Raw genomic sequence first — 24,512 nt, 5'->3', positions numbered from 1 at the left:
GCCAAAAGCTGTCATTTCTGGATGACCAGGTCGCCCTGTTGAAGTCTGATTGATCTTCCATCAAATAAAACTTCCTCCCAATTCTCAGGCCTATGTGACTCACAATCATGTGCAACGACATAATTGTCATAATTTGGATCACCAGTACCTGGCAGCGTAAAGAACTTGGAGCCACCCGTTATGCCGTAACTCTCGCATAGTTCTAATTGCTGAATAGCAGTGTCAATTCTATTGATTAACCCTATGTGTTCAGCCCTGTCGGCTATCGAGCCAAGTACCTCAGTGGATTGAAGCTCGACCAGATAGTCTTTCAGCTTATCAATGGCAGGGTTCATCGAAGCCTGCCATCCGGGTGAGGAAAGAAAACTGTGTTACATGCATCGAAAATCCTTTTCAACGTGAATGGCAGCTTTGTGGACGAAAGCTGACATCAGCCAGCCCAACCCAGAACGACCGCTTTCACCTATAATCAGACTTAGGTCTATCTTTAGAACAGTCTAGGACTGGACAGCGAGGCAGCAAAAACGACATGTTGAAAATGATCTTCTGTGTACGAAAGAAGAAAGGTCTTTCAGATGAGGAATTCTTTGATTACTGGCTCAAAAGTCATGGTCCCCTTGTAGCCTCTCAAACAATTTCGTTGAATATCAAACGCTATGTCCAAAGTCATGCGGTTGACGGTGAGTTCGGACATGAGGTTTCCGCTGCACGCGGGATGAAAATTTCAGGTTTCGACGGTATCGCCGAGATTTGGTGGGATAGCCGTAAAGAACTGGATCTAGCGCTACAAACAGAAAATGGACAGGCGGCAAGCGCCATTTTGGCTGAAGATGAGGCTCGTTTCATCGATATGGAGCGGTCTACCATATTCTTCACCGAAGAGCACTGCGTTTTCCAAGCGCCGTGAAATGAGTGGCGGCTAAGAGGTGATAGCGGACCTTTCTGGATACCTAGGCCAGTTAAGCACTTCAATGCCCGCTTTCGCCTGCAAGCAGCCGCAATATCGTGCTGAAACATAATGCAGCTGATATTTTATAGTTGTATCAAGCAGCCCGAGTATTTATGGGAACCCAAATAATATGAACGAGACGCCTCGTCCATCCCGGCTGGCGGCAATATTAGTTCTGGGCGCAGTGCTTGCTGCAATGGCAGTTACGGGCTGGCAGCTCCTCAGCATCCCAGACTCCTTTGAAATTAAGCGACTGATCGAGGATGCGGGGCCAGTTCAGCTGGCGGGACAGTCGGCAATCTTTACTGCGTTCGGCCTCGCCTGCCTGTTTGCCCTACTCGACCGCGAGCGCAGGGTAGCGTATGTGCAGTTGAGCTATCTGCTGATGTTCTACGCACTACGCGAGGCTGATTATCACTACGAGCTCTCGGATCACGCCAAGGCGACTCAGTTCAAGCGCTTCTTTTCACATGAAATGATCCCCTTGTCGACAAAGCTCTTCCTCGCAGCGATCGTCATCCTGTTCCTCGTCGTAATGTACCGTTACCTGAAAGCACAACTACCTGTGTTCCTGCGCTCGCTCCGGGTGCAGCTACCCTGGGCTATATTTGCCTTCGCCTGGGCGGTTGTGTTTTTCCTATCGCAAGCGATCGACCAGATACCCGTTTTCCACAATGTGACGGGCCAGGTATTCGAAGAGATTTTTGAATCCGGCGCGGAATTTCTGGTGCTAATCGCGATGATTCTGTTTCGCTTGCAAGTTGATTTGGACAAAGTAGCTGGAGCCGGAAGTCGGCTTTGAGGTGGGAGCGGACCGTTGGTTTAGACTCGATCTTAAAAGGATTTTCAGGTCGGGTAACTTTCTATATCAAGGACGAATGGTACATCAAGCCCTCCAGTTAATCATGATGTCTACATTGGTTCTGCGTCACATAGAGCCAAAAATTTCAAGATCATAAAGAATCAGATCAACCTAATATTTATGGTGCCCGGAGCCGGAATCGAACCGGCACGCCGATTAAGGCGGGAGATTTTAAGTCTCCTGTGTCTACCAATTTCACCATCCGGGCGGAGGGATCAGGCTGCAGTTACAGCCCTCTGGGAGGGAGCGCATCATAGCATCAGGGCATGGCCGCAGCCAAGAGAGAGGTCATCAGATCACTTTGAACGCGTGCTACACTTCTCTACACCTACATGTGCCGGCCCACTTTCCATGCGAAAACTGCTCATTGTCGCCCTGCTGTTGTCTGTGCTGCTTGCACTGCCACTGCTGGCGATGCGCTCTGAGCGGACCCTGGCGTTTCTGGCACACTGGGCTGTCGATACCTTTACCGACTATCGCCTCAAGCTGGTATCACCGGTGTTGCGGCCTTTCGAGCGCAACGTATCCGCGGCGGAGATCCACGTCTATCCCGAGGATAATGACGCGCCGCCCTTTCTCACGGTGTTGGACTTCGAGGGCAATATTGGCTGGACCGATCTGTACACGACAAACCTCGTGGACACCCGCTTGAAGGCGCAACAGGTCATTTTGTATACATCTGATACGGACAGTACCAGCGACCCCGCTCCCAGAGAGTGGCTGAAGTACATTGGCTGGCTGCCGGCCGAGCTCAGTATCGGCCAGTTCCACCTGGTTACCGCGAGAGAAGAGGTCTTTATCTTTCCGCTGGAAAATGTAAAGGGCGGCCGCCCTAACGACCAAACCTTTCTCGCCTCAGCCCGCGCCCAGTATGAGGGTGAGCCGCTGGACCTGAATGTCGGCCTGAACGCCCTGCTCGAAGAGGGCCACATCACCGCCGTCAAGTTCAACGGGGAGTTCAGCGCACCGGTCTCCAATAGTGTCGTGCAATTACGCGGCGACGTGCACGGCACCGCCGACAGCTTCAATTACGACCTGCAGCTCAACGCGGACTACGCTGATGTATCTGAATTTCTGCGAGGCTTTAACGCCCGTGGCGAGCTCGAGGGCCGCTTATTGCTGCAAGCACAGATGCGCGGCGATGCCGATGGGTTCGTGTTGAGTAACGCCCTTTTCACCCTCGACAATATGCCCGCCTACGGCATCGAGGCCGCAGGTACCCTCGACTACGATATCAGCGGCGGCGGCGAGTTAAGGCTCGATGCCGCCGGCGAAATCTCTTCCATGGACGTGGTGCTGGACTGGCTCGATGTCGACCTGCACAGCCTGGGCCGGGCCAGCGGCAACGCGGTGATTACCGGCACCGTTCGCAACCCGATGATTGATCGCTTCATGCTGCGCAGCGAGGCCGACAGCGGCCTGGTGGTGAACGCCATTGGCCGTGTAGATCCCTTCCGCATGGGGGACGCCGAAAACAAAGTTAGACTGGATGTTGCTGGGCCGTCAATCGCAACCTTGGAGCAGTGGACCGGCCCGCTGCCTTTTGAGCCCGGCGCGTTTTCTGCATCTGGCCTGCTAGTAGGACGCCATGGCAGCGTGTCATTGAGAGATCTCGTGGTCGAAGTGGGTGACCCGGACGAGCTGATCTTCAGGCTCACCGGCAGTGCCGGCAGCTTGGATGGTATGGACAGCGAAGGCATTGCCGCAGCCCGCGACCTGGACCTCACCTTGAGCGTCGATTCCCCCGACAGCCGCTACCTGGGTGAGATGCTCGACATACCGATTCCCGCCGGCTTCGTGCTTGACGGCGAGCTGACACTGAAAGGTACTGGTGCGATACTCGAACCGGTTAATGGCCTGTTCACAGCGCGCAGCCCCAAACTGGATTTCATCTTCGTGCCTCACGCTGCGAAGGTCACCCCAATGGCCCACCCTGTAATCACGGATACGCTCGCTAGCGTGGCCATTACCCTAGACGACGTGAGCGCCCTCTCTGAATATATCGATGTGGATATTCCCGCCCGGGGACGACTCGACGGCAAGGCAGAACTTACCCAGTACGGGGAACGCCTGGCGCTGAACAATCTCAAAATGATTGTAGACGGCAATGAACTACAGTTATGGGCCACCGGTGAGGTTGATCACCTGGTACCACTCGATGGGATAAAGCTGAAAGGCCGGTTCAGCGACATTCCCACCGCTCGCATACTCAATCGTGCGCTGGACGGACTCGACTATCAGAAACCACTCGGCATGCTATCGGGCAGATTTACCGTCGACTACAGCGGCGGGAAACTCAATATTCCCTCGTTCACCATCGAATCCGACGACAAACAGGGGCCGCTATTACTTACTGTCTCTGGCAAGAGCCTGGACATCACCGGCAGGCTAAATGTGCAAAGTGATATTGATTACCGCCTGCGCGACCCAGACCTGCTTGAGGCGCTGACCGGGCTGCGCATGAACCCGCTGCAGGGTCAGGGCAAGATCCAGCTTTCACCATCAGAATTTGTTTTATCCCATACCGGTGAAATTGGCGATTCGGTAGCCAAGCTTGATGCCAGAGCAAGTTTGAGCGCTGGCAAGCTTACGGGCCTGACGGCCGCACTAAACAGCCCACTGCTTTACCTGAGCGACCTGGGTCTGCAGGCAGAAGTCGCTGCTGAAGGCTATAGCCCGGTCGAAAAGCTCGACCGGGCCGAGCCACGTGACTTTATCGAACATATCCTGGGCCGGCGCGCTTCAATGCCCACCGATCTGCGGGTAAATTTTGGCGGCATCTCCGGCAAACGCACCAATATTAACCGGCTCGACATCCACGTCACTGGACAGAACAATCGCTATACCCTGCGGGAGTTCAATGTGGGATATGCAGATACCGTCGGGGAGGTGCGCGGCATAGTCGACCTCAATGCGCAACCGCCCTTCGTCAGCCTCGCGGGCGAGGCCGTAGCGTTACCATTGAACACCCTCGGCCGGGATATGGGCATGGATGCCGACGTACGCGGCGAACTGACCCTGCGTGGCGGCATCAGCTCACAGGGCACTGATATGGATCAGCTGCTCGGCGACCTGGATGGCAGCTTGGCGCTGGCGCTGGAGGATGCGGAAGTTCAGGGCGCTGCCTACGACCTGCTGGCGACGGATCTATTGGCCTGGTTTTACACCGGGCCTCCGCCAAAAAATCCACCCACATCGACTGCACCATGGCCAAGTTCAAGTTGCTGAACGGTGTCGCCAGCAGCGACAGCCTCTACGTCGAGACCCGGCGCATGGTAGCCACCGGAGAAGCCGAGCTGGACATGGTGAACCAGCTCATGGATGTAAAGATCACCCCCCGTTCTAAATCCCGCGCACTGCAGGTCCCTTCTTCGGTGCGGCTCAAAGGGAAATTCGACGACCCTAGGACCACCGTTTCGCCGATTGCGGCCGCCTTCGATGCCTATGCAGAGGTTCTGGCCCTGGTTCCTAAGATTACCCGCAAGCTGTTTGGCATCAAGTCTCGCAACAAACAACAACGACCCTGTGAGGCCGTCCAGTAGCCTGCTACAATCCGCGCATTAATAACGATTTCAGGTGAAACATGGCAACAGCACGGGGTGAATTTACCTCCCGCTTTGGGTTTGTAATGGCAGCTGCAGGCAGCGCAGTGGGCTTGGGAAACATCTGGGGGTTCCCTACCCAGGCCGCCAGTAACGGGGGCGCTGCCTTTCTGCTGGTATACCTGATCCTGGCCTTTACGCTCGCCTACCCGGCACTCATGGCCGAACTCATTATTGGCCGCCACGCGCACGCCAACACGGTATCGGCGCTCCGCCTGATTTCCCCCAACGCTGCGTTGCGCACAGTCGGCACCACCACCGGTATCGCCGGATTTGTGGTCGCCAGCCTAATCCTCAGTTTCTATGCCATAGTCGCAGGATGGATGGTTGCTCACTGTTTGTCGTCAGCGGCACTCCTGCTGGGCATGGATGGCGCCTCCGAGTGGCTGGTGTCGTTCGGCTTTGTGCGCAACCTCATTTTCATGCTGCTCTTTATGGGCCTGACAATCAGCATTATCAGCGCCGGCGTGCGCGAGGGGATTGAGCGCTGGTCCGCCAGGCTGATGCCTGCCCTGCTACTCACTCTCATGGCGCTGGTGATTTACGTCCTTACCCTGGACGGCGCTGCTGATGGCCTCAAGGTCTATCTGCTGCCTGACTTTGAACGCGCATTGGAACCCAAACTGATTATCGCAGCGCTCGGTGCCGCCTTCTTCTCGCTCTCGCTCGGGGTGGGCACCATGCTGATCTACGGATCCTATGTATCTGACAAGGAAAATCTCCCCGTGCTTGGCGGCATGGTCACGCTGGTGGATATTTCAATTGCGGTGGTGGCAGGCTTCCTGGTGCTGCCGGCCATGTATGTTGCGCTGAACAACGGCGTTGAGATTTTCACTGATACTGGTGCACTTATTTCGGAAGACACCCTGATCTTCACTGTACTGCCGGAACTGTTTTCCACCATGGGCGCTACCGGCCTGATCGTCAGCTTTACCTTTTTCTTCCTGATGAGTATTGCCGCACTGACCTCCTCCATCTCCATGCTGGAGGTACCTGTGGCGTACACCATCGAAGAGCACGGCATTAAACGGCATACGGCCGTGTGGATGATCGGCGGGGCCATTGCGCTGGTGAGCACCGCCATCCTGCTGAATTTCGGCACGCTGTTCGGCCTCGTGATCTCGGTCACCACCCGCTACAGCCAGCCGTTACTGGGCTTTATGTTCTGTATCTACGCGGGGTGGGTGTGGAACCGCAATTCTATTTTGCAAGAATTGCGCAAGGGCAACCCTGAGGTAGAACAGGGCCTGTTCTGGAAGGTCTGGCCCTGGTATGTGAAATTTGTCTGCCCGCTGATTATTCTGGCGATTTTCCTCCAGTCACTGCTGGGCTGACAAATCAATAGTGCCGGTCTCCTCGATACGCTGGGTCGGCAGAAAGCCATTGAAATCGATTTTGGCCGAGAATTTATAGTCAAGGCTGCTGGTGGTCTCATGGGTAAGGCCTGCCAGTAGCCGCACCAGCTGGAACAATTGCAACCCCGCTTCTACAGTAACGACCTCCTCGGAATACCCGTCGATATAAGGGACGTCGTTAGTCACACCGCTCAGCAGTTCCTTGTCTAGTATCTCTACACTGTAGCTGATGCCCGCGATATCGAGTGCTTCCTTATTGGGGTTGGCGATTCTCAATTTAAATTCAAAGCGTGGCGTGCTGCCGTTTGATGGCAGTGCTTTGAAACTCTCCAGGGTCACTTTGGGGGGATCGTATTCGGCCATCATATTGGCGCAGCCTGACAGCAGCGCCAGCACAACGATGACGAAGAATGGTCTCAGCTGGGCCATCAGCCGCCCTCCCCTTTGCGGGTAAAGAAGAACACACCGTAGGCGAGGCTACCGCTGGCAAACACCAGTGCCACCCAATCGCCTGTGCGCTGGTACATCCAGGCGCTGAACAGGAACATAGCAATGGCTGCCGCCATGCCGAGACTTCTACCGAGTTGACCCATGTCACCCCACCATCAAGATCGTGGGGTCACATTCTAGACCAATTGATCAGGAGCGCCCATGGGGGCTGACTGCGGTCTCCAGGGCACGTTCGGTTAACCACCGGGCCTGGCGCACCAGCGCATAGATCACGGCGTTGCTGGCAGCTTGCTGCCAGGTGTCACCGTCCCTGGAGGCACAGGTATCCTCGAGTTCGTTGAGATCCTGCACCATACTCACCAGCTTCTGGTAACCGTCAGGGCTCGCCTCTTGCAGCTCGCGCAACTGCTTGTCGCTGAAGGAATGCGGCCTGCGAGCCACCAGATCAGCAAGGCTCGAGTGCCCCGCTTCTGTTTCACGCTCGGTAATTCCGTGGGCCAGGTAGTAAGCCAGCTCAGTGGGCTCCGGAGGGAATGGTGCCGAGGCCACCCCGGCACGATCCAGCTCCTCGCGCCAGTGGTCGCTGATGCTATCCGCCAGAATCATCAGGCAGGGATCACCGAGACATTCCCGGGCGCTGTTCAAACGGCGCCACGCCTCAGGCCCCAGGGAGGTGCTTTCAACGACAAGGGCGTCGCACTGAAACTCCCGTGAGCTTGCCGCTTCGAGAAATTCAATCACGCTACTGGATGTAATCCGGGCATTGCACTTGGCGAGATAGCCCTGGTGCTCCTCCAGCCAACCGGCCAGACGCTGTCCAACAAACGTCACCCTTGGCCGCGGTGCCGCGGCAGCAGTGCCTGTGCTACTTTCCAGTAAATGCTCGAGCGTCTTGCGGTCGCTGTTGGCAATCTCGCCTATCCGAGTGCCGCTCTGAACCAACGCTGAGATCAACTGCAAATGATCCAGGTCTGTCTGCGTATACTGCCGCCGCCCAGTAGGTGACTTGTGGCTAGCGCCTAAGTGATAACGACGCTCCCACACTCGCAAGGTATCCGGTTTTACGCCCGTCAGCCGAGCCACGGTACCGATGCCATAAAGGGGCATGGATTGGAACTCTATCTGTGTCACTTGCTTGCAACCTCTACCACTGTTTAGTAACTGTACGCAGCTGCCGATAGGTTGGATTTACCTATCGTACGCAATCCTCTGGCGTCTACTTTGCGTAGCTATTGCATACCCGTTCGTGACCACGTAGTTTCAAACTTCAGGAGAGCCGCTCATGACAACTGCACAGGACAAACACCCACAACCACTGGTCGGTATCGGCTCCTGCCTGGCGGGCAATGAGGTGCGCTACGATGGCCAGAGCAAGGCCGCCAATATTCACGTACAGCGCATGCGGGAATGCTTTGACACCCGCCCGTTCTGCCCGGAAATGGCGATTGGCCTGGGTGTACCGCGCCCCCCGATCCAGGTTGCCGGGGAACCGGATGACCTCAGGGTTGTAGACGTTGCGACGCGGCAGCAGGACGTCACTCAGCCGCTCAAAGACTTCGCTCAGCAGGTGCTCAACAACAACCCCACTATGGCCGGATACATTCTGGTGAAAGGTAGCCCCAGCTGCGGCTTTGACCGAGTGAAGCGCTTCAACAAAGAAGGCCGACTGGTCGCCCGGGACAGCCAGGGGGTATTTGCCGCAACACTGGCCACCATCGATCCCCTACTCCCGTTGGAAGACGACGGGCGCCTGAATGACCCCGGGTTACGCGAGAGTTTTGTCACCCGGGTATTCACCTACCACCAGTGGCGCGAGTTGTGTGCTGAGGGCCTGGATGCAGGCAAGCTGGTGTCTTTTTACAGCCGGCACAAATATCTGGTCATGGCCCACGACGTGCCGAGTTATCGCAAGATAGGTAAGATGCTGGCAAACGCCGGCAAGGAAGATATTGAGGAACTCGGCCAGGCATTTATCACCGAACTGATGACGGCTCTCACCAAACGCACCAGCCGCCGCAGCCACGCCAATGTGTTGTTTCACATTGCCGGGTACCTACGCAAGAAAATTGCCCCTCCGGAGCGCCAGCGCCTGAGCGATTTGATCGAACAGTACCGTCTCAGTGCAGTTCCGCTTATCGTGCCTATCACGCTGCTAAAGCACCACTTTGCCAATCACCCCAACGCCTATATCGATCAGCAGGCCTTTTTAAGCCCGTTCCCCGATCAGCTGCAAATCCGCAACGTCACCTAGAGCTAGCACTCAGGTGACGGGAACCTGGTCCCGCTGTGCAGGCTGTTCATCCATCCGGTAGCGATAGTCCCAGCTGAAAAAACGCCCGGGGGTTATCGTAATGGTGACCTCATCCTCAACTCGCGACATCAGCCAGCGAGCCAGGGACTGGCTGCCGCCGCCCAGATAGCGATCGATCGCCAGCAGCAGTGTGTCAGCGGCTCCCTCGCCGGTGAGCGCTGCGTCGCCCTGCCCACGCACACCGCAGTAAGGCGGCTGGTTCGGCGACACCTCGAACCCCACCTTGGGTGATTTACGCAACAGTTTTACCAGCGGCGAATTGCGATGGGATACACAATGGAATTTTCCGTCGCGAAAGATGTACCAGAGTGACACGACTCGCGGGTAGCCGTCCTCGCCCACACAGGACACGCGCAGGGGGTAGCGGCTGTCGCCAAGCCAGTTGTGAATGTCCGCTAATTCCCAGGGGCCATTGGTCTTCAAGGCGTTCTCCTATTGCTGGATTGCAGTCACTGCCTGTCGCAGTGAAGGATAGCGAAATACGAACCCGTTTGCCTGCAGCGCGCTAGGTACTACGCGCTGGCCATTCAGCAGGAGTTCATCCGCCATTTCGCCCACCAGTATTCGGGCCACCGGGCCTGGCACAGGGAGCGACACCAGCGGTGAATAGTGATGCGCCAACTCGCGGCAAAATTCGCGCGCTGTGACGGGTTCGGGGGCACTTAGGTTAAAAGGGCCTTCGGCGGCATCGTCTTGCAACAGGTATTTGATGGCGGCAACCACATCGGCGCGATGCACCCAGCTAAGCCACTGCCGACCACTCCCGAGCCAGGTACCAAGGCCGAAGCGGAATGAGCCGGCCATCTGGACGAACGCGCCACCGCCCTGGTCGAGTACCACACCCAGGCGCAGCATGGTCACCCGGCAGCCCAACTCGCGCGCCTGTGCCGCGGTTTCTTCCCAACGCTGGCAGAGGTCCTGGGCAAACCCGGGTACCTGCTGCCCATCTTCACCCAACGCTTCGTCCTGGTGATGGCCGTAATAGCCTATCGCGCTGGCCGTGAGAATCACCGCCGGCGGCTGTGCCAACCGGCTGGCAAGGTCAACCAGCGCCTGGGTGGTGTCGATACGGCTGTTCACCAGCTGCTGCTTGTAACTGCGACTCCAGCGCTTGCCGGCCATGGATGCGCCCGCAAGGTTGATGAACGCGTCGAAGGTCTCGGATGAAGGGATGTCGGCGAGCGCTGTGAAGGATGTAAAGCGGCCTTCACATGGGTTCACCTGCCTGCTGTAAACCACAATGTCATGGCCATCTTCGACCAGTTCAGGCAGTAGCGCCTCGCCGATAAACCCTGTGCCGCCGGTAACCAGAATTCGCATACATCCTCCTCGAGAAATTATACGTCAACCCACGTCTGTGGATCACTGCATCCATTGTCGAAACGCTACGTATACTAACAGTATGACAATGACAGACAGCCACGACGCACTCGCACATTTTCTTGCCGCACACAGCAATCTACTGGTGCTCACGGGGGCAGGCATAAGCGCCCCGTCGGGGCTCCCCACCTATCGCGATGAGAATGGCAGTTGGTTGTATCGCAAACCCATTCAACACCGCGATTTCCTAACCCGGGAGAGCACCCGCAAGCGCTACTGGGCGCGGTCAACCCTTGGCTGGCCCGCGGTGCGCGATGCATCACCCAACGAGGCACACTGCGCGCTGCAAAAACTGGAAAAAAAGGGCCAGCTGGAATTGCTGGTTACCCAAAATGTGGACCGGCTGCACCAACGTGCCGGCAGTCGCAGGGTCATCGACTTGCACGGCAGGCTGGACCGGGTGCGCTGCCTGGATTGCGGTGCCTTGGCCAGCCGCGAAAGCCTGCAGGAGACACTGGCCAGCGCCAACCCCTGGCTGAGCGCAGACAGCGGCGAGGCCCGCCCCGATGGCGACCGGGATTTGCCAGATGACACACTGGCACGTTTTGAAATTCCATCCTGTGCACGGTGCACCGGCGTACTGATTCCGGATGTCGTGTTCTTTGGTGGCAGCATTCCGCCGGCACGTCACGATTCCTGCAATGCGGCACTGGATCGGGCAGACGCCCTACTCGTGGTGGGCAGCTCGTTACAGGTGTATTCGGGATATCGATTCTGTCGCCGCGCCAAAGAGCTGGGCTTACCGCTGGTGATTGTAAATCCCGGCAAGACCCGCGCGGACGACATTGCCGATATGCGCATCGCCCAGACAGCGGCCGAGGCGTTTGCGTCAGTGCAGGTCTAGCACCACCGAAAACTTGGCGAAATCATCCTGCATACGAGGGCAATGCGTCACCGTCCCCCTGGGCTCGTGATGATCGCCACAGAACGGGCAGAACACCTGACCAGACACCTGGGGAAGCTTGATTTCCCCAAGACTGACCAGCAACAGAAACTGGCCAAAGACATAGTCAGCGGGCCATATAGCATCGGCTCCGATAAATTGTCCCGCGTCGCTGTCCCAGTAGAGGTGATCCGCCCGATCACCGAGCGCATCGCTTAAGGGCCCCTGCGGCACATCGCTGTGCCAGAACACCGCAAATCGGCCATCCGCCAGTGACATAACCCCTGCAAGCGAAGTCTGTCCGCGCAGATAAGGTTCCAGCAGCGCTTTCAATGGGTTCGCCCCCAGGCGATCGCGGGTCACCACCATCTGTGAATTGGCAGCGGCAGAGCCCACGTAAATGGCGCCTGCACCGGCCATGGCGGCGAGCACGCGATTGTACTTGGCTTGATCAGTTTCTCGGACGATATCGGTCATTGGGCATCGGCACGTTGTGGGAGGCCTGAGCTCCCATTGAGCGAGCGCTGCATTGTATAGAAGTCTGTTTTTTACACAATCTCCCCGGCACTTACCTGGCATAGGCCCGCGTGAGTGCAATCAGGGTAATCTCACCGGCCCCTGAAAGCTGCGCATGCCCTGTTCCATCCAGAAAAAGGCCCGGGTCGGTGCAGGCAGCGCTACCACCCAGGGTGCCGCCAGCTCAATAGTGATGAGTTCGGCGCCATCGGGCAGCACCAGCGCGTCGTCTTGATCGTTGTCGCCTACCACTTCAACGAAATCACCCTCTGGCAGGCGCAATATGGCTAACGTGCGCCCCGCCTCGAAGCCAAGCACGTGGTGCTTATCCACCTCAATTTCTATCGGCCCACCTGGCTTGGTGGGCATTTTCGGCGCCATTGGTCGCGCCACGTTAATGTAGCTCTTGCCGTCGATTTCTCGTGTCAGCACCGCCTCGCCCTCACGCCCGGGGGAGCATTGAAAACCAGCGCTATCCATTGAGGCTGAGGCAATGCCCACTTTGGACAAGCCTTCATCGAGTGCCAGATTATGAAAGTACTCTACGGTAACCGGCACGGTGGACATCCATACCAGCCCCGTAGCCGCATCGACAACCTCCATCACGAGCTCCCGGCCTGTGGTCACCAGGTAGGCTCCCTCGATCAATTGGGCTGATATTTGTTGTTCGAGTACAGCCAGCGGTAAAGACGACATATGTTTCTCCGTTGTGATTTTATTGGCATATACTATGTCTATTTTTAGCAGCCAGCAAATGGCGGGGCTCAGGTGGAGAAACCCGTGTCGAAATCTTGGGAAATTCTAAAGGGATATGGAGGCTCGGGTCGGGGTCGATGGTCCGACACTGGCCGGCGTGCATACTTGCGCGCTGTCGGAACCAGTAAAGATATGGAGGCTCGGGTCGGAATCGAACCGGCGTACACGGAGTTGCAGTCCGCTGCATAACCACTCTGCCACCGAGCCATATCGCGACTGAGAACCAGTCTGGGGAAAGGAAATTGGAGTGGGAAACGGCCGGGGTGGCGGACCACTTCGAACTCCTCAACCCTCATTGCATCAGGAGAGATGCGAGGAAATTGGAGCGGGAAACCGGGTTCGAACCGGCGACCTCAACCTTGGCAAGGTTGCGCTCTACCAACTGAGCTATTCCCGCAATTCAACTTCCTTAAAGCGTGTCGGTAAGACCGTGCACGTTCAAGAGGCGCCTATTGTATGCACCGGGCGCCCGGTGTCAACCAATTATCCAAAAAAATCCTGCAAGGCGCTGAATTAAAAAGAATTATCGCGCTCTTTCATCACGATCCAGGCCGCTTTCAGGTAGATAAACATGGACCACAGGGTCAGAATCGCGGCGATATACAGCACCACGTAGCTGAGGGCCAGTAACCAGCTCTCATTCGTCTGCGGATTGATGGCCAACAGGGCCGTAATCGCCACCATCTGGAAGGCGGTTTTCACCTTGCCGACGTAGGACACAGCCACCGAAGTACGCGCCCCTAGCTCGGCCATCCACTCCCGCAATGCCGACACCACAATTTCCCGGCCGATGATGACACAAGCCGCCAGGGTGAACAGCAGCGTGTCGTGGCGTTCCACCAGGAGTACCAGTGCCACGGCCACCATGAGCTTGTCGGCGACGGGGTCGAGAAACGCGCCGAATGCCGTGGTCTGTCCCAGCCGCCGGGCAAGGTAGCCGTCAACCCAGTCGGTAATGGCCGCGACGGCAAAGATGACGGCTGCCACCAACAGGTGATTGTTGAACGGGAGATAGAACACCACCACCAACACCGGGATCAGGCAGATTCGCAGCAGTGTCAGTGCGTTCGGTATGTTGAGTTTCAATGCCCCGTATTCCCGTGCAAGTGGTCGTATATCTGTTGCGCCATTGTGGCACTAATTCCCGAAATTTTCTGCAGTTCCTCAACATTGGCGTTCACCACACCCTGGGCGCTGCCAAAGTGCCGCAATAATTCCCGCCGGCGCTTGGCCCCCACGCCGGGGATATCTTCCAGCACTGACCGCTGCCGGCTCTTGTCACGCCGCGCGCGGTGTCCGGTAATCGCAAAGCGGTGTGCCTCGTCGCGAACCTGTTGAATCAGATGCAGCGCCGGGCTGTCACCTGGCAATTGCCACTCGCGCCCGGTGCTGCCATCGATGAGCGTTTCAAAGCCTGCCTTGCGTGTCACGCCCTTGGCCACGCCAATCACCTCTACACCAGAGATCTGCAGCTCCTGCAGCACTTCCATGGCCTGGGTGACCTGCCCCTTACCGCCGTCGATAAACAGGATATCCGGCTGGGCGCCCTCGCCTGACTTAAGGCGCTTGAAGCGGCGCTCCAGGGCCTGCTGCATGGCGGCGTAATCGTCGCCACCGGTAATGCCCTCAATATTGAACTTGCGGTAATCGCTCTTGCGCGGGCCGTTCTGGTCAAACACCACACAGGACGCCACGGTGGCTTCACCCGAACTGTGGCTGATATCGAAACACTCCATGCGTTCAGGGAGTTCCGGCAGTTGCAGAATGTCCTGCAGGTTCTCCAGGCGGCTGAGCACCGTCTGGCGGTCAGCGAGATGCGACTGGAGATTGGTCTCCGCGGTTTGCACGGCAAGGCGCAGCCAGCGCGCCCTGGCATCGCGCACGCGGCTGCGCAGCTTTACCTTGCGCTCCGCTTGCACAGACAGCGCCTCGGCGAGCGTTTCGGCGTCGTCGGGCAAGGCGTTGACGATCACTTCACCGGGTATCGCGCGCGAACCGTTCAGGTAGTACTGCGGCAAAAAGGCCTCCAGCACCATGGCCGGGGTCTCTTCCAGTTTCAGGGGCGGATAGTAGGTTTTACTGCCCAGCACTCTTGCGCCGCGCACGAACAACACCTGCACACAGGCGCGCCCGGCAGATACCGCCGCCGCCATGATATCCAAGTCGCCCTGTACGCCCTCAATGCCCTGGCTGGCCTGAACCTGTTGCAGCTGCGCCAGCTGGTCGCGAAACACCGCGGCTTTCTCGTACTCGAGTTCTGCCGCCGCTTTTTCCATATCGTCCGCCAACCGCACCATAAGCTGCTGCGACTTACCTTTGAGGAAAAGGCTGGTGTTCTCTACCTGCTCGGCGTAGTCGGCCTCGCTGACCAGGTCGACACAGGGTGCCGTACAGCGATCGATCTGGTATTGCAGGCACGGCCGGGAACGATTGCGAAAGTAGCTGTCTTCGCACTGCCGCACCTTGAAGACTTTCTGCATGAAATGCAGGGATTCACGCACAGCGCCCGCACTAGGATAAGGGCCGAAGTAGCGGCCTTTTTTGCGCTGGGCACCCCGGTGCAGACTGATGCGCGGGAACGTGTCGCCGCTCATGTAAATGTAGGGGTAGGACTTATCATCCTTGAGGAGGATGTTATAAGGCGGTTGGTGCGTCTTGATCAGGTTGTGTTCCAGCAGCAGCGCATCCACCTCCGTGGAGGTCACCGTCACCTGGATCTCGGCGATGCGATTAACCAATGCAACGGTTTTGTCGGTCAGCCCGCTGGCGCGAAAATAGCTCCCCACGCGATTGCGCAAGTTCTTGGCCTTGCCCACGTACAGCAACTTAGCCGCCTCATCGTACATCTGGTAAACCCCCGGCCGCGTGGTCAGGGTTTTCAGGAATGCCTTGTGATCAAAGCTGCTCATATCAGGTGCCGTACACCCTGGGTTCCATCTCCAAGGCAACGCCAAAACGCTCTCGCACCGCGTCAATCACAACGCCGGCATAAGCCAGAACTTCTTTGCCGGTAGCACTACCTGAGTTCACCAACACCAGTGCGTGATCGCCGTGCATACCCACGTCGCCCTCGCGATGTCCCTTGAAACCACACTGCTCGATCAACCAGGCTGCGGCCAGTTTAACGCTGCCATCGGCTTGCTCGTATGCGGGCATGGCCGGCGCGGCCTGGCGCAAGGCATGGGCCTGATCGCCACCGATGACGGGGTTTTTAAAAAAGCTACCGGCATTGGGCTCACGCGCCGGGTCGGGCAAGCGCCGGCTGCGCACCGCCACCACCGCATCGAAAACATCGACCGGTGCGGGATCATCGACGCCCCTACTCTGTAGTTCCTGCTCCAGGGCCGGGTACACCACGTGTACCTGGCGGCGCGTAGACAGGCGCAAATCGATGGCGGTGACCACCGCTTTGTCGCGTAAGTTGCGCTTGAAAATACTGTCCCGGTAGCCGAACTGACATTCGCCAGTCGAGAACACAAACGCCTCACCGGTTTCAATGTACACGCCGTGCACAGCTTCGACAAAGCGTTCAACCTCTACGCCATAGGCCCCAATATTCTGGATGGGGGCCGCACCTGCCTGCCCCGGAATCAGGGCCAGGTTTTCCAGGCCATGCCAGCCGCGCGCAAGACAAGCCTGCACCAGCGCATGCCATCCGTAACCGGCGCTGACCCGCAGTCTCACCGCGTCAGTGTGCTCAGCCAGCAACTGAATCTGCTGCGCGCTCTGGCACAGCACAAGTGCGGCGAGATCACCGGCCAACACCACGTTACTGCCCTCACCCATCGGCACCACAGGCAGCCCCTGGGCCCGGGCGTAATCCAGCGCTGCAATCACTTCCCGCTCATCAGCGGCGCTCACCAATAGCTGCGCACGGGCATCCAGATGCAGGGTATTGCGCTGTTTGAGTGACTCAGCGTGAAGAATCTGCACGCTCAATCTCCGCCAACAAACCCTCGCTGGCAGCCTCTACCATGTCGAGCACCTGGGTAAAGCCCTCCGGACCGCCGTAGTACGGGTCGGGGACTTCATCCACGATGTTTACCGCGGCAAAGGGCAAAAACAAGCCGAGGTAACCACTGAAATGCGTGGGACACATGGCGCGCAGATCGGCCAGGTTTTGGTTATCCATGGCCACAATGTAATCAAACTCGTCAAAGTCCGCCGCGGTCACCTGGCGGGCACGCAGGGGCGTTAGGTCGTAGCCGCGCTCGGCCGCCTCAGCAGTTGCACGCTTATCCGGCGCATGGCCAATATGCCAGTCGCCGGTGCCACAGGAATCCACAGCAATTCGGCTCTGCAATCCGCGACAGTCCACCATCGACTGAAAGACGCCGTGGGCCGTCGGCGAACGACAAATATTACCCAGGCAAACAAAGAGTACACGGGTCATAGCTTGCGCTCCTTTAACAGGGCGCGCACCGCGTCGAGATCCTCCGGTGTATCAACACCAGCCGGGACAGGCTCCTGCGCGAGTTCCACATGAATGCGCACACCGTTGTACATGGCGCGCAACTGCTCCAGTTGCTCTAACTGCTCCAGGGGCGCTGGCGCCCAGGTCACGTACTGATGCAAAAATGCGGTGCGGTAGGCGTAAATACCGATATGGCGCCACCACTGCCCTTCCGGCATGGTCGTCGCATCGGCGGCAAAGGCATCCCTGGGCCAGGGCAGCGTGGCGCGGCTGAAGTACAGCGCCATGCCCTGCTGGTCAGTCACCACCTTCACGGCGTTCGGGTTCTTGAGTTCTTCGAGGCTGGTTACGTGCTCACAAAGCGTGGCGATACCGGCGTCGTTGCGGCTGGCAAGATTGCCCGCCACCTGATCAATCAGCGCGGGGGGAATCAGGGGCTCGTCGCCCTGCACATTGACCACAATGTGCTCATCGGGCCAGTTCTGCAGCGCGGCCACTTCCTGAAGGCGATCCGTACCTGAGGGGTGATCGGGGTCCGTCATGCAGGCCTGGGCACCAAAGGCGATCGCCGCCGCATGGATACGATCGTCATCCGTCGCGACAATTACCTCGCTCGCGCTGCTCTGGCAGGCTTGCTCCCACACCCATTGCACCATCGGTTTGCCGGCAATGTCCTGCAGTGGCTTGCCCGGCAAACGGGTAGAGCCATGGCGTGCGGGGATGACGACAGAAAAAGACATAGACACTCCAGGTCGTTGTTGGCTTAGCGCTGGGCGAGTTCGGCGACGCGCTCTATGAGGGACTGCGGCAGCACCGCATCAATACGGAGGAACCAGGCATCATCTCCAGCCAGCGACGCGCATTTTACCGCGTCTTTCTCGGTCATGAGAACGGTCTGCCCCTCAAGGGAGGCAAAGTCTTCGGCGGAGTAGTCGTGGTGATCAGGGAAAACCATCTGTGCGGCGGCAATCGACAAGTCGGTCAGCGTGTCGAAAAACTGCTGCGGCTGGCCAATACCCGCAATCGCCGCTAACGTGGCCGCGTCAACAAAACTATCGAGGGGGCGCATGGCCCCGCTGCTGACATTCACCCAGCACTGCGGCTGGTAGGTCACCGACGAATCGCTGACGTCGCCGCCGCGATAGATGACCCGGTCCACCGTTTTCAGACGCGACTTTGGCTCGCGCAGCGGCCCGGCGGGCAGACAGAAACCATTGCCCAGGCCACGCTCTGCATCGATGACGGCAATTTCCAGGTCCCGGGCCATGGCATAGTGTTGCAAGCCATCATCACTGATAACCACATCAATATCGGCGTTCGCCAGCAGGGCCTTGATCGCCTCGGCGCGCCGCGGAGCCACCACCACCGGTACGCCAGTACGGCGATAAATTAACAGCGGTTCGTCACCGCAATCACTAGCGTTGGAAGACAGGGAGACCTGGTGTGGAAATGCGGAGATATGGGCGGTGGCACCGTAACCACGACTGACCACGCCGGGGCGCAGGCCGCGTTGCTTGAGCGCTTCAACCAGCGCAATCACCACCGGCGTCTTTCCCGTACCGCCCACCGTGATATTGCCGACGATAACCAGGGGCCGGTCGCAACGATAGGCGCGAATCAGGCCGCGTCCATAGGCGCCGCGACGCAGGGCGGTGAGAATACGATACAGCCATTCCAGTGGGCGCAACAGCCAGAGCCAGACGGCACCGCGGTACCAGGCTGCCTCCAGAGTACCCATCAGTCTGCAAACTCCTGGTGATACAGCTGCGCGTAAATGCCCCCTGCCGCCAGCAACTCCTGGTGGGTTCCCACGGCGGTAATCTCGCCGCTGTCCATCACCACGATGCGGTCGGCGCGCTCCACCGTCGACAGGCGATGGGCAATAATAATGGTGGTACGGTCTTCCATGATGCCGTCCAGCGACTTCTGGATCCGGTGTTCCGATTCATTGTCCAGCGCCGAGGTAGCCTCATCGAGAACAATAATCGGGGCATCTTTGAGAATTGCCCTGGCGATCGCCAGGCGCTGGCGCTGGCCGCCGCTGAGACCGCCGCCATCATCACCGAGCATGGTATTGACACCCTCAGGCATGCGTTCAATAAAGTCGCTCGCATACGCAGAATCGAGCGCGGCCATGACCTCGGCCTCGCCCTTCTCAGCCAGTGTCCCGTAGGCGATATTGTTGTAAACGGTGTCGTGAAACAGGGTCACATTCTGCGACACCATGGCGATCTGATCGCGCAGGTTCGCCAGCTGATAGTCGCTGAGTTCTCTGCCATCGAGGGTAATAGCACCACTGGCGGGGTCATAAAAGCGCATCAGCAATTGCACCAGCGTACTCTTGCCACTGCCGGAGCGGCCGACTAACGCGACGGTCTCACCGGCATGAATGGCCAGTGACAAATCCCGCAGCACCGGTGCATCACTGGCGGGATAGGCAAAACTCAAGTCTGTAAATTCAATGTCGCCGCGCGCTCTGTCGGTGCTATAGCTGCCACTGTCAGGCTCACCGGGCTGATCCAGTTGCGCGAAGATATCCTCGGCGGCAGCAAGACCGCGTTGTACCATGGCCTGCACGCCACTGAGAGAGCGTATCGGTTTGCCCAACTGCCCTGCTGCGGTCAGAAACGCCACCAATTTACCGCCACTGAAGTCGGTCAGAATTCGCGGATCCAGCGCAAACCAGACCAACGCGCCCAGGGCGACCGCCAACAGGGTTTGAATCACCGGTGTGCTGGCGGCATCCACCAGCGCCAGTTTGAGGCTCTGGGTGCGGTTGTAGGCCGAGGCTTTATGGAACCGGCCGGACTGTTGCTCCTGCCCGCCGAAGATACGCACTTCCTTGTAGGCGCCAATGCTTTCATTGGAGACCTGGGTCACGTCGCCCATGGAGGACTGAATGCGCCGGCTGTAGCGCCGGAAATACTTGCCCACGACGACCACGACGCCGGCGATAAAGGGCGCCACCAGGAAGAACACCAGGGTCAGGCGCCAGTTGAGATACAGCATGTAGGTCAGCAGGCCAATCACCAGCAGACCCTCGCGAACAATAATCTTCAGGGCCTTGGTGACAGCCCCGGACACCTGTTCGACGTTAAAGGTAATCTTGGAAATCAAAACACCCTGGTTGTGGGCATCGTAGTAGGCACTGGGCGCCACGAGCATTTTGTCGAACAACTGGCAGCGCAATTCATGGATCAGATTGCGCGCCACATGATTCATGAAATACGTGCCGACGAAAAAGCCCATGGCTCGCAGAAACGCGATGGCCACCAGAAACACCGGGAATGCCACCCGGGTAAATTCCAGCGTATCCATGCCCGGCTCGTAAAAAAGACGGTAGGCAAATCCGGACACAATACCGCTGTCCACTGCCTCGTCGTTATTCAGCGCATCGAGCAGGAATTGCATCATGTCCGCAAACAGTACGCTGCCCAGTGAGTAGACGATGTAGCCCACCAGGCTGAAGGCAAAGACCCACCAGTAAGGCACGATGTAGCGCAGCAGGCGGCCATAAAGCTGCCAGTCGCTCATCTCTCCGCGGCGCGGAATACCGGGATGGCGGGACTTGCTACCCATCGCTGCGCGGAGCCCCTGCCGGCTGGCGGGTGGTGATACTCAGGTGTACAAAGCCCATTTGACCGGCAGCGTCCATGGCCCGCACCACATCCTCATGGGCGGCCTGGGCATCGGCGGTAATAATCATGGGCATGGTCGTATCCCCGGCAGATATCTTGTATATCGCAGCCTGCAGTGTTCGCATGCTGTTGTCTACCAGGCCTTGGCCATTGACACGATAGGTGCCGCCTTCATCGATCAGAATTTCGATCTCTTCCTCGACGACTTCCTTGATCTCGCCCTTGGCCTCAGGGAGATCAATACTCAGTGACGTCTCGCGGGTAAAGCTGGTAGACACCATGAAAAAAATGAGCAACAGAAAGACAACGTCGATAAGCGGCGTCAGGTTGACGTTGACGTCGTCCAGGCGTTGGCGGCGAAATTTCAACGGTTCTCTTCCGCGTTGTCTTCGCTGTGCAGGGCATCCACCAACTTGATGGTCTCCTGCTCCAGCTCGACCACAATCGCATCGATCTTGCCGATGAAGTAGCGGTGCATAGCCAGCGCAGGAATCGCCACGGTCAGTCCCGCAGCGGTAGTAATCAGTGCCTCGGAGATTCCGCCGGCCAGCACACTGGCATTGCCAGTGCCCTGGGCCATGATCTCGGCAAACACTTTAATCATACCCACCACGGTGCCCAGCAGGCCTAGCAGCGGTGCAATGGCTGCGATCGTACCGAGGGTATTGAGGTAGCGTTCAAGGTCGTGCACCACGTGGGATGCCGCTTCCTCGATGCTCTCCTTCATCACCTCACGGCCGTGATAGGCATTGCCCAGACCCGCGGCCAGAATACGCCCCAGAGGCGATGACTGCTTCAGCGCCTTGAGCCGGTTGGCATCCATTTCACCCGCCTTGAGCTGCTTCCAGACCGTGGCCAGCAGATGCGGAGGCGCGATTTTTTTCGGGTTAAGGGTATAGAGTCGTTCGATACAGATAGCCAGCGCGACGACTGAACTCAACACAATGAGTATCATCAGCCAACCGCCAGCGGTCAAAAGTTCCAGCACAGGGACATCTCGACAGTAAATTCGGTGGTTCCATTATACGCACAGGCCATATTCCGGTGGTACTGGTGAAATCTCACAACCTCCAGTTTTCCGGATATTTCCGATGCGCGCGAATCTGCCACTGATTCGATGTCGACAGCTCCAGTTCCAGGGCGCCGTGACGGGCAGTAGCCAGCGCGACGACGCCCTGGGCCTGCAGCCGCCGCAATACCACCGGCGCAGGGTGCCCAAAACGATTGCCATAGCCGTAGCTCAACAGTGCCAGGTCCGGATCGACCCGATTCAGCCAGGACTGCGACGTGGACGTGGCGCTGCCGTGATGTCCGACCAACAATACCTCTGCACTCAGAGCCGCGCCCCAGTAGCGAATCAGTTCGCGCTCCATGGCCGACTCGATATCACCGGCGAGCAGAATTCGCTGCCCGCGGACGTCGATCAGCAACACACAGGAGCGGTTGTTGCTGCTGCCCCAGGCTGCGCCGGGAGCCAGAAACTGAAACACAATGTCATCTGCCCAGCGCCACCGCTGCCCGGCGCGGCAGACATCGTGCCCGGCGCTATGCAGGCCACCGTACCAAGTTCGGGCCGGTGCCATGGCAGCAGCCACGGCCTGATGACCGGCGGCGTGATCGAGATCGCCATGACTGATCACCAGCGTATCCAGTGTACGAATACCGCTGGCCCGCAAATAGGGAATCACCACCCGCTGGGCCTGATTGGGCCCCTCAGGGTCGCCACCGCCGGTGTCGTATAACAGCGCCCTGCCCGCGGCCATAAACACCACCGCCGTGCCCTGCCCGACATCCAATAGCGCCAGGACCGGGGGCACTGGTGGACGCGGTGCGAGAAACAGGGGCACGACAATGGCAAGGCTGAGTATCCGCCTGACGCGCCCACCTGGCACAACGGCGGCGACCAGACCAAACACCGCCAACGCTATCGCAGGCGCCGACGGTGTCAGCGCAACAAACCCGCGCTCCAACTCCAGGCCCTGGCTCCACTGCATCACAACTTGCAACGGCGCGGCAGCCCATTGCCACAACATTGCGCCCCACCCTGTCGCTCCGAGCAACACCGCTGCACTGCCAGCCAGCGCCAGGGGCACAAGAAAAAAGGTAAAAAACGGTATCGAGAGAAAATTGACCGGCGCGGCAATCGCACTCGCACCACCAAACCAGATGGCACCCAGCGGCAACATAACCAGGCTCATATAGGCGTGCACCGACGACCAGCGCTGCCAGGCATATGCGTGCCGGGACCATCCCCCCAGCCATAGCAGCGCTGCCACAGCGCCAAACGACAGCGTCAGCGCGCTGCCGAACACTGCCAGGGGATTGGCCGCCAACACCAGTACCAGCGCCAACAGCACCTGCCACGGTGTTACCCGACGAGCCGTCACCACAGCGATGACCGCGATAGCAATCATCAGGAAAGCCCTGGTGGTGGCCATTGAAAAGCCTGCCAAAGCGGTGTAAAAGCCACTAAATACCAGTGCCAACAGTGCCCCGCAATAGCGAGGATTGACAGGCCAGAAGGCTGCTAGCCAGCGCGCCAGCAGCGCCCCCAGCAACCAGCCGAGGCCAGCCACCATGCCCACATGAAGGCCGGAGATCACCAGTAAATGGTTGATACCCAGATGTTGCAGCATCACCCAGAGACGATGACGAATGCCGCTCTTGTCAGCCACCGTAATCGCCTGCATTACAGCGGATGCCATACCAGGCGCCAGCGCCGCTGTCACTGCCGCGCTCAAGCGGGCGCGCAACCGGTGATGGCTACTGCGCCAGGGGCGATTCCACTGCGGGGCTCGCTGCGCATACTGACCACTGCTGCCAACCCCATGAATACGACTCTGGGCATACCACCGTGCGAAGTCGCCCGACCCCGGATTCACCTGACCGCGGGGTGGACGTAACCGCACCCTGAACCGCCAGCCCTGCCCCGGCGCTATCACCTCTGGGCCGTAATAGGTAATCAACAATTTGCGGGGTGCGTCACAGGCAAGTGGCGCCAGCCTGCCTACTGCAAACTCAAAGCGCTGGCTATCGCTGCCGGTATAGCCGCGCTGTCGGCGCGGCAGTGACACGACGGTGCCCTCAACCAATACCGGCACACGAGTACAGGACACCGGAAGTTTGGCAGACAACCAAAAGCCACTGTGCATGAGGCTGCAGGCCGCGGCCAACGCGGCGAACAATGCTGCTACAGACAACATGGGCCGACGGCGCAGCCACCACGCCAGCATCAACAGCAGCAATGCAACCGCGGCCAGGTAGCCGAGATGCGGCACAAAGGGCGCGGGAACGATGCCGGCAACGAATCCGGACATCGCCGTACGCATATAGAGAACCGCGACAGGAGCAGGCATAATACCGGGGCGCAAAAACGGGGGTCCGACTTTCATGCGT

General features: G+C 58.4%; 25 protein-coding genes and 3 tRNA genes. 7 read left to right on the top strand and 21 right to left on the bottom strand.

The genetic code is table 11. The annotated features are described in order from the left end of the window. Nucleotides 1-11: 11 nt before the first annotated feature. The gene (locus BST95_RS11575; protein WP_084199604.1) at nucleotides 12-335 is read right to left on the bottom strand and encodes a hypothetical protein; all 324 of its coding nucleotides are present in this window, start codon (nucleotides 333-335) and stop codon (nucleotides 12-14) included. Between the two features lie 194 nt (nucleotides 336-529). On the opposite strand from BST95_RS11575, the gene BST95_RS11570 reads away from it, so the two are divergent. Both BST95_RS11570 and BST95_RS11565 read left to right on the top strand, forming a co-directional pair. After that, nucleotides 530-907 carry an EthD domain-containing protein gene (locus BST95_RS11570; RefSeq protein ID WP_066049774.1) on the top strand — a complete coding sequence of 126 codons (378 nt, stop codon included), beginning with the start codon at nucleotides 530-532 and terminating at the stop codon, nucleotides 905-907. Nucleotides 908-1,079: 172 nt separating this feature from the next. Then, nucleotides 1,080-1,751 carry a hypothetical protein gene (locus BST95_RS11565; RefSeq protein WP_084199602.1) on the top strand — a complete coding sequence of 224 codons (672 nt, stop codon included), beginning with the start codon at nucleotides 1,080-1,082 and terminating at the stop codon, nucleotides 1,749-1,751. A 181-nt stretch (nucleotides 1,752-1,932) separates the two neighbouring features. On the opposite strand, the gene BST95_RS11560 is transcribed toward BST95_RS11565, so the two are convergent. After that, nucleotides 1,933-2,019: transfer RNA gene (locus BST95_RS11560), tRNA-Leu, on the bottom strand. A gap of 143 nt (nucleotides 2,020-2,162) precedes the next feature. Between BST95_RS11560 and BST95_RS11555 the strand changes: the two genes are divergently transcribed. From BST95_RS11555 to BST95_RS11545, 3 genes are read left to right on the top strand one after another with little or no spacing between them, the layout of a single operon-like run. After that, on the top strand, nucleotides 2,163-5,039 hold the full coding sequence (locus tag BST95_RS11555; RefSeq protein WP_084199600.1) for an AsmA family protein: 2,877 nt from the start codon (nucleotides 2,163-2,165) through the stop codon (nucleotides 5,037-5,039). Continuing rightward, on the top strand, nucleotides 5,018-5,353 hold the full coding sequence (locus BST95_RS11550; RefSeq protein WP_084199598.1) for a hypothetical protein: 336 nt from the start codon (nucleotides 5,018-5,020) through the stop codon (nucleotides 5,351-5,353). Before BST95_RS11555 ends, BST95_RS11550 begins: the two co-directional genes overlap by 22 nt. A 41-nt stretch (nucleotides 5,354-5,394) precedes the next feature. Beyond that, nucleotides 5,395-6,747 carry a sodium-dependent transporter gene (locus tag BST95_RS11545; protein ID WP_084199596.1) on the top strand — a complete coding sequence of 451 codons (1,353 nt, stop codon included), beginning with the start codon at nucleotides 5,395-5,397 and terminating at the stop codon, nucleotides 6,745-6,747. On the opposite strand, the gene BST95_RS11540 is transcribed toward BST95_RS11545, so the two are convergent. From BST95_RS11540 to BST95_RS11535, 3 genes are all read right to left on the bottom strand, one after another. Continuing rightward, complete coding sequence (locus tag BST95_RS11540) at nucleotides 6,733-7,197, bottom strand: LEA/WHy family protein (RefSeq protein WP_084199594.1); 465 nt, start codon at nucleotides 7,195-7,197, stop codon at nucleotides 6,733-6,735. The two genes, BST95_RS11545 and BST95_RS11540, sit on opposite strands and share 15 nt — an antisense overlap. Further along, nucleotides 7,197-7,334, bottom strand: a complete 138-nt coding sequence (locus tag BST95_RS19730) for a hypothetical protein (RefSeq protein ID WP_205737408.1) — start codon at nucleotides 7,332-7,334, stop codon at nucleotides 7,197-7,199. The genes BST95_RS11540 and BST95_RS19730 overlap by 1 nt, the downstream gene beginning before the upstream one ends. Before the next feature lie 73 nt (nucleotides 7,335-7,407). Next, on the bottom strand, nucleotides 7,408-8,325 hold the full coding sequence (locus BST95_RS11535) for a MerR family transcriptional regulator (RefSeq protein WP_084199592.1): 918 nt from the start codon (nucleotides 8,323-8,325) through the stop codon (nucleotides 7,408-7,410). Nucleotides 8,326-8,500: 175 nt separating this feature from the next. On the opposite strand from BST95_RS11535, the gene BST95_RS11530 reads away from it, so the two are divergent. Beyond that, on the top strand, nucleotides 8,501-9,469 hold the full coding sequence (locus BST95_RS11530) for a YbgA family protein (protein ID WP_066049757.1): 969 nt from the start codon (nucleotides 8,501-8,503) through the stop codon (nucleotides 9,467-9,469). A gap of 9 nt (nucleotides 9,470-9,478) precedes the next feature. Here BST95_RS11530 and BST95_RS11525 read toward each other — a convergent pair whose 3' ends face one another. Further along, complete coding sequence (locus BST95_RS11525) at nucleotides 9,479-9,952, bottom strand: pyridoxamine 5'-phosphate oxidase family protein (RefSeq protein ID WP_084199590.1); 474 nt, start codon at nucleotides 9,950-9,952, stop codon at nucleotides 9,479-9,481. A gap of 9 nt (nucleotides 9,953-9,961) precedes the next feature. Next, complete coding sequence (locus BST95_RS11520; RefSeq protein ID WP_084199588.1) at nucleotides 9,962-10,849, bottom strand: TIGR01777 family oxidoreductase; 888 nt, start codon at nucleotides 10,847-10,849, stop codon at nucleotides 9,962-9,964. Nucleotides 10,850-10,937: 88 nt separating this feature from the next. On the opposite strand from BST95_RS11520, the gene BST95_RS11515 reads away from it, so the two are divergent. Further along, a complete protein-coding gene (locus tag BST95_RS11515; protein ID WP_084199587.1) occupies nucleotides 10,938-11,753 on the top strand; it encodes an NAD-dependent protein deacetylase in 816 nt (271 codons plus the stop codon). On the opposite strand, the gene BST95_RS11510 is transcribed toward BST95_RS11515, so the two are convergent. The 14 genes from BST95_RS11510 to BST95_RS11445 all read right to left on the bottom strand — a co-directional run bounded on the left by BST95_RS11510 (nucleotide 11,739) and on the right by BST95_RS11445 (nucleotide 24,433). After that, nucleotides 11,739-12,269 (bottom strand): hypothetical protein, encoded by a 531-nt coding sequence (locus BST95_RS11510; protein ID WP_084199585.1) that lies wholly within the window; start codon nucleotides 12,267-12,269, stop codon nucleotides 11,739-11,741. The two genes, BST95_RS11515 and BST95_RS11510, sit on opposite strands and share 15 nt — an antisense overlap. 120 nt (nucleotides 12,270-12,389) lie before the next feature. Further along, the gene (locus tag BST95_RS11505) at nucleotides 12,390-13,004 is read right to left on the bottom strand and encodes a hypothetical protein (RefSeq protein ID WP_084199583.1); all 615 of its coding nucleotides are present in this window, start codon (nucleotides 13,002-13,004) and stop codon (nucleotides 12,390-12,392) included. Nucleotides 13,005-13,197: 193 nt separating this feature from the next. After that, nucleotides 13,198-13,271: transfer RNA gene (locus BST95_RS11500), tRNA-Cys, on the bottom strand. A 114-nt stretch (nucleotides 13,272-13,385) separates the two neighbouring features. Further along, nucleotides 13,386-13,461, bottom strand: a tRNA-Gly gene (locus tag BST95_RS11495). Nucleotides 13,462-13,577: 116 nt separating this feature from the next. Continuing rightward, the gene (pgsA, locus tag BST95_RS11490) at nucleotides 13,578-14,150 is read right to left on the bottom strand and encodes a CDP-diacylglycerol--glycerol-3-phosphate 3-phosphatidyltransferase (RefSeq protein WP_066049739.1); all 573 of its coding nucleotides are present in this window, start codon (nucleotides 14,148-14,150) and stop codon (nucleotides 13,578-13,580) included. Further along, on the bottom strand, nucleotides 14,147-15,973 hold the full coding sequence (uvrC, locus tag BST95_RS11485; RefSeq protein WP_084199581.1) for an excinuclease ABC subunit UvrC: 1,827 nt from the start codon (nucleotides 15,971-15,973) through the stop codon (nucleotides 14,147-14,149). The genes pgsA and uvrC overlap by 4 nt, the downstream gene beginning before the upstream one ends. 1 nt (nucleotide 15,974) lies before the next feature. Next, nucleotides 15,975-16,997: a UDP-N-acetylmuramate dehydrogenase gene (gene murB / locus BST95_RS11480; protein ID WP_084199579.1), complete on the bottom strand. Its 1,023-nt coding sequence runs from the start codon at nucleotides 16,995-16,997 to the stop codon at nucleotides 15,975-15,977. Continuing rightward, nucleotides 16,978-17,457, bottom strand: a complete 480-nt coding sequence (locus BST95_RS11475; RefSeq protein ID WP_084199577.1) for a low molecular weight protein-tyrosine-phosphatase — start codon at nucleotides 17,455-17,457, stop codon at nucleotides 16,978-16,980. The genes murB and BST95_RS11475 overlap by 20 nt, the downstream gene beginning before the upstream one ends. Further along, nucleotides 17,454-18,218 carry a 3-deoxy-manno-octulosonate cytidylyltransferase gene (gene kdsB / locus BST95_RS11470; protein ID WP_180962027.1) on the bottom strand — a complete coding sequence of 255 codons (765 nt, stop codon included), beginning with the start codon at nucleotides 18,216-18,218 and terminating at the stop codon, nucleotides 17,454-17,456. Before kdsB ends, BST95_RS11475 begins: the two co-directional genes overlap by 4 nt. Before the next feature lie 23 nt (nucleotides 18,219-18,241). Then, nucleotides 18,242-19,216, bottom strand: coding sequence for a tetraacyldisaccharide 4'-kinase (gene lpxK / locus BST95_RS11465; RefSeq protein ID WP_084199573.1), 975 nt, complete (start codon nucleotides 19,214-19,216; stop codon nucleotides 18,242-18,244). Beyond that, a complete protein-coding gene (msbA, locus tag BST95_RS11460; protein ID WP_084199571.1) occupies nucleotides 19,216-21,057 on the bottom strand; it encodes a lipid A export permease/ATP-binding protein MsbA in 1,842 nt (613 codons plus the stop codon). Before msbA ends, lpxK begins: the two co-directional genes overlap by 1 nt. Then, on the bottom strand, nucleotides 21,050-21,484 hold the full coding sequence (locus tag BST95_RS11455; RefSeq protein ID WP_066049718.1) for an ExbD/TolR family protein: 435 nt from the start codon (nucleotides 21,482-21,484) through the stop codon (nucleotides 21,050-21,052). Before BST95_RS11455 ends, msbA begins: the two co-directional genes overlap by 8 nt. Then, a complete protein-coding gene (locus tag BST95_RS11450) occupies nucleotides 21,481-22,104 on the bottom strand; it encodes a MotA/TolQ/ExbB proton channel family protein (protein WP_084199569.1) in 624 nt (207 codons plus the stop codon). The genes BST95_RS11455 and BST95_RS11450 overlap by 4 nt, the downstream gene beginning before the upstream one ends. 73 nt (nucleotides 22,105-22,177) lie before the next feature. Beyond that, nucleotides 22,178-24,433: a DNA internalization-related competence protein ComEC/Rec2 gene (locus BST95_RS11445; RefSeq protein WP_169843924.1), complete on the bottom strand. Its 2,256-nt coding sequence runs from the start codon at nucleotides 24,431-24,433 to the stop codon at nucleotides 22,178-22,180. Between the last annotated feature and the right edge of the window lie 79 nt (nucleotides 24,434-24,512).

This window comes from Halioglobus japonicus (assembly GCF_001983995.1).
Lineage (GTDB): Bacteria > Pseudomonadota > Gammaproteobacteria > Pseudomonadales > Halieaceae > Halioglobus > Halioglobus japonicus.
Note: the sequence above shows the minus strand (reverse complement) of the source record. Positions and strands in the feature narration are given on the sequence as shown.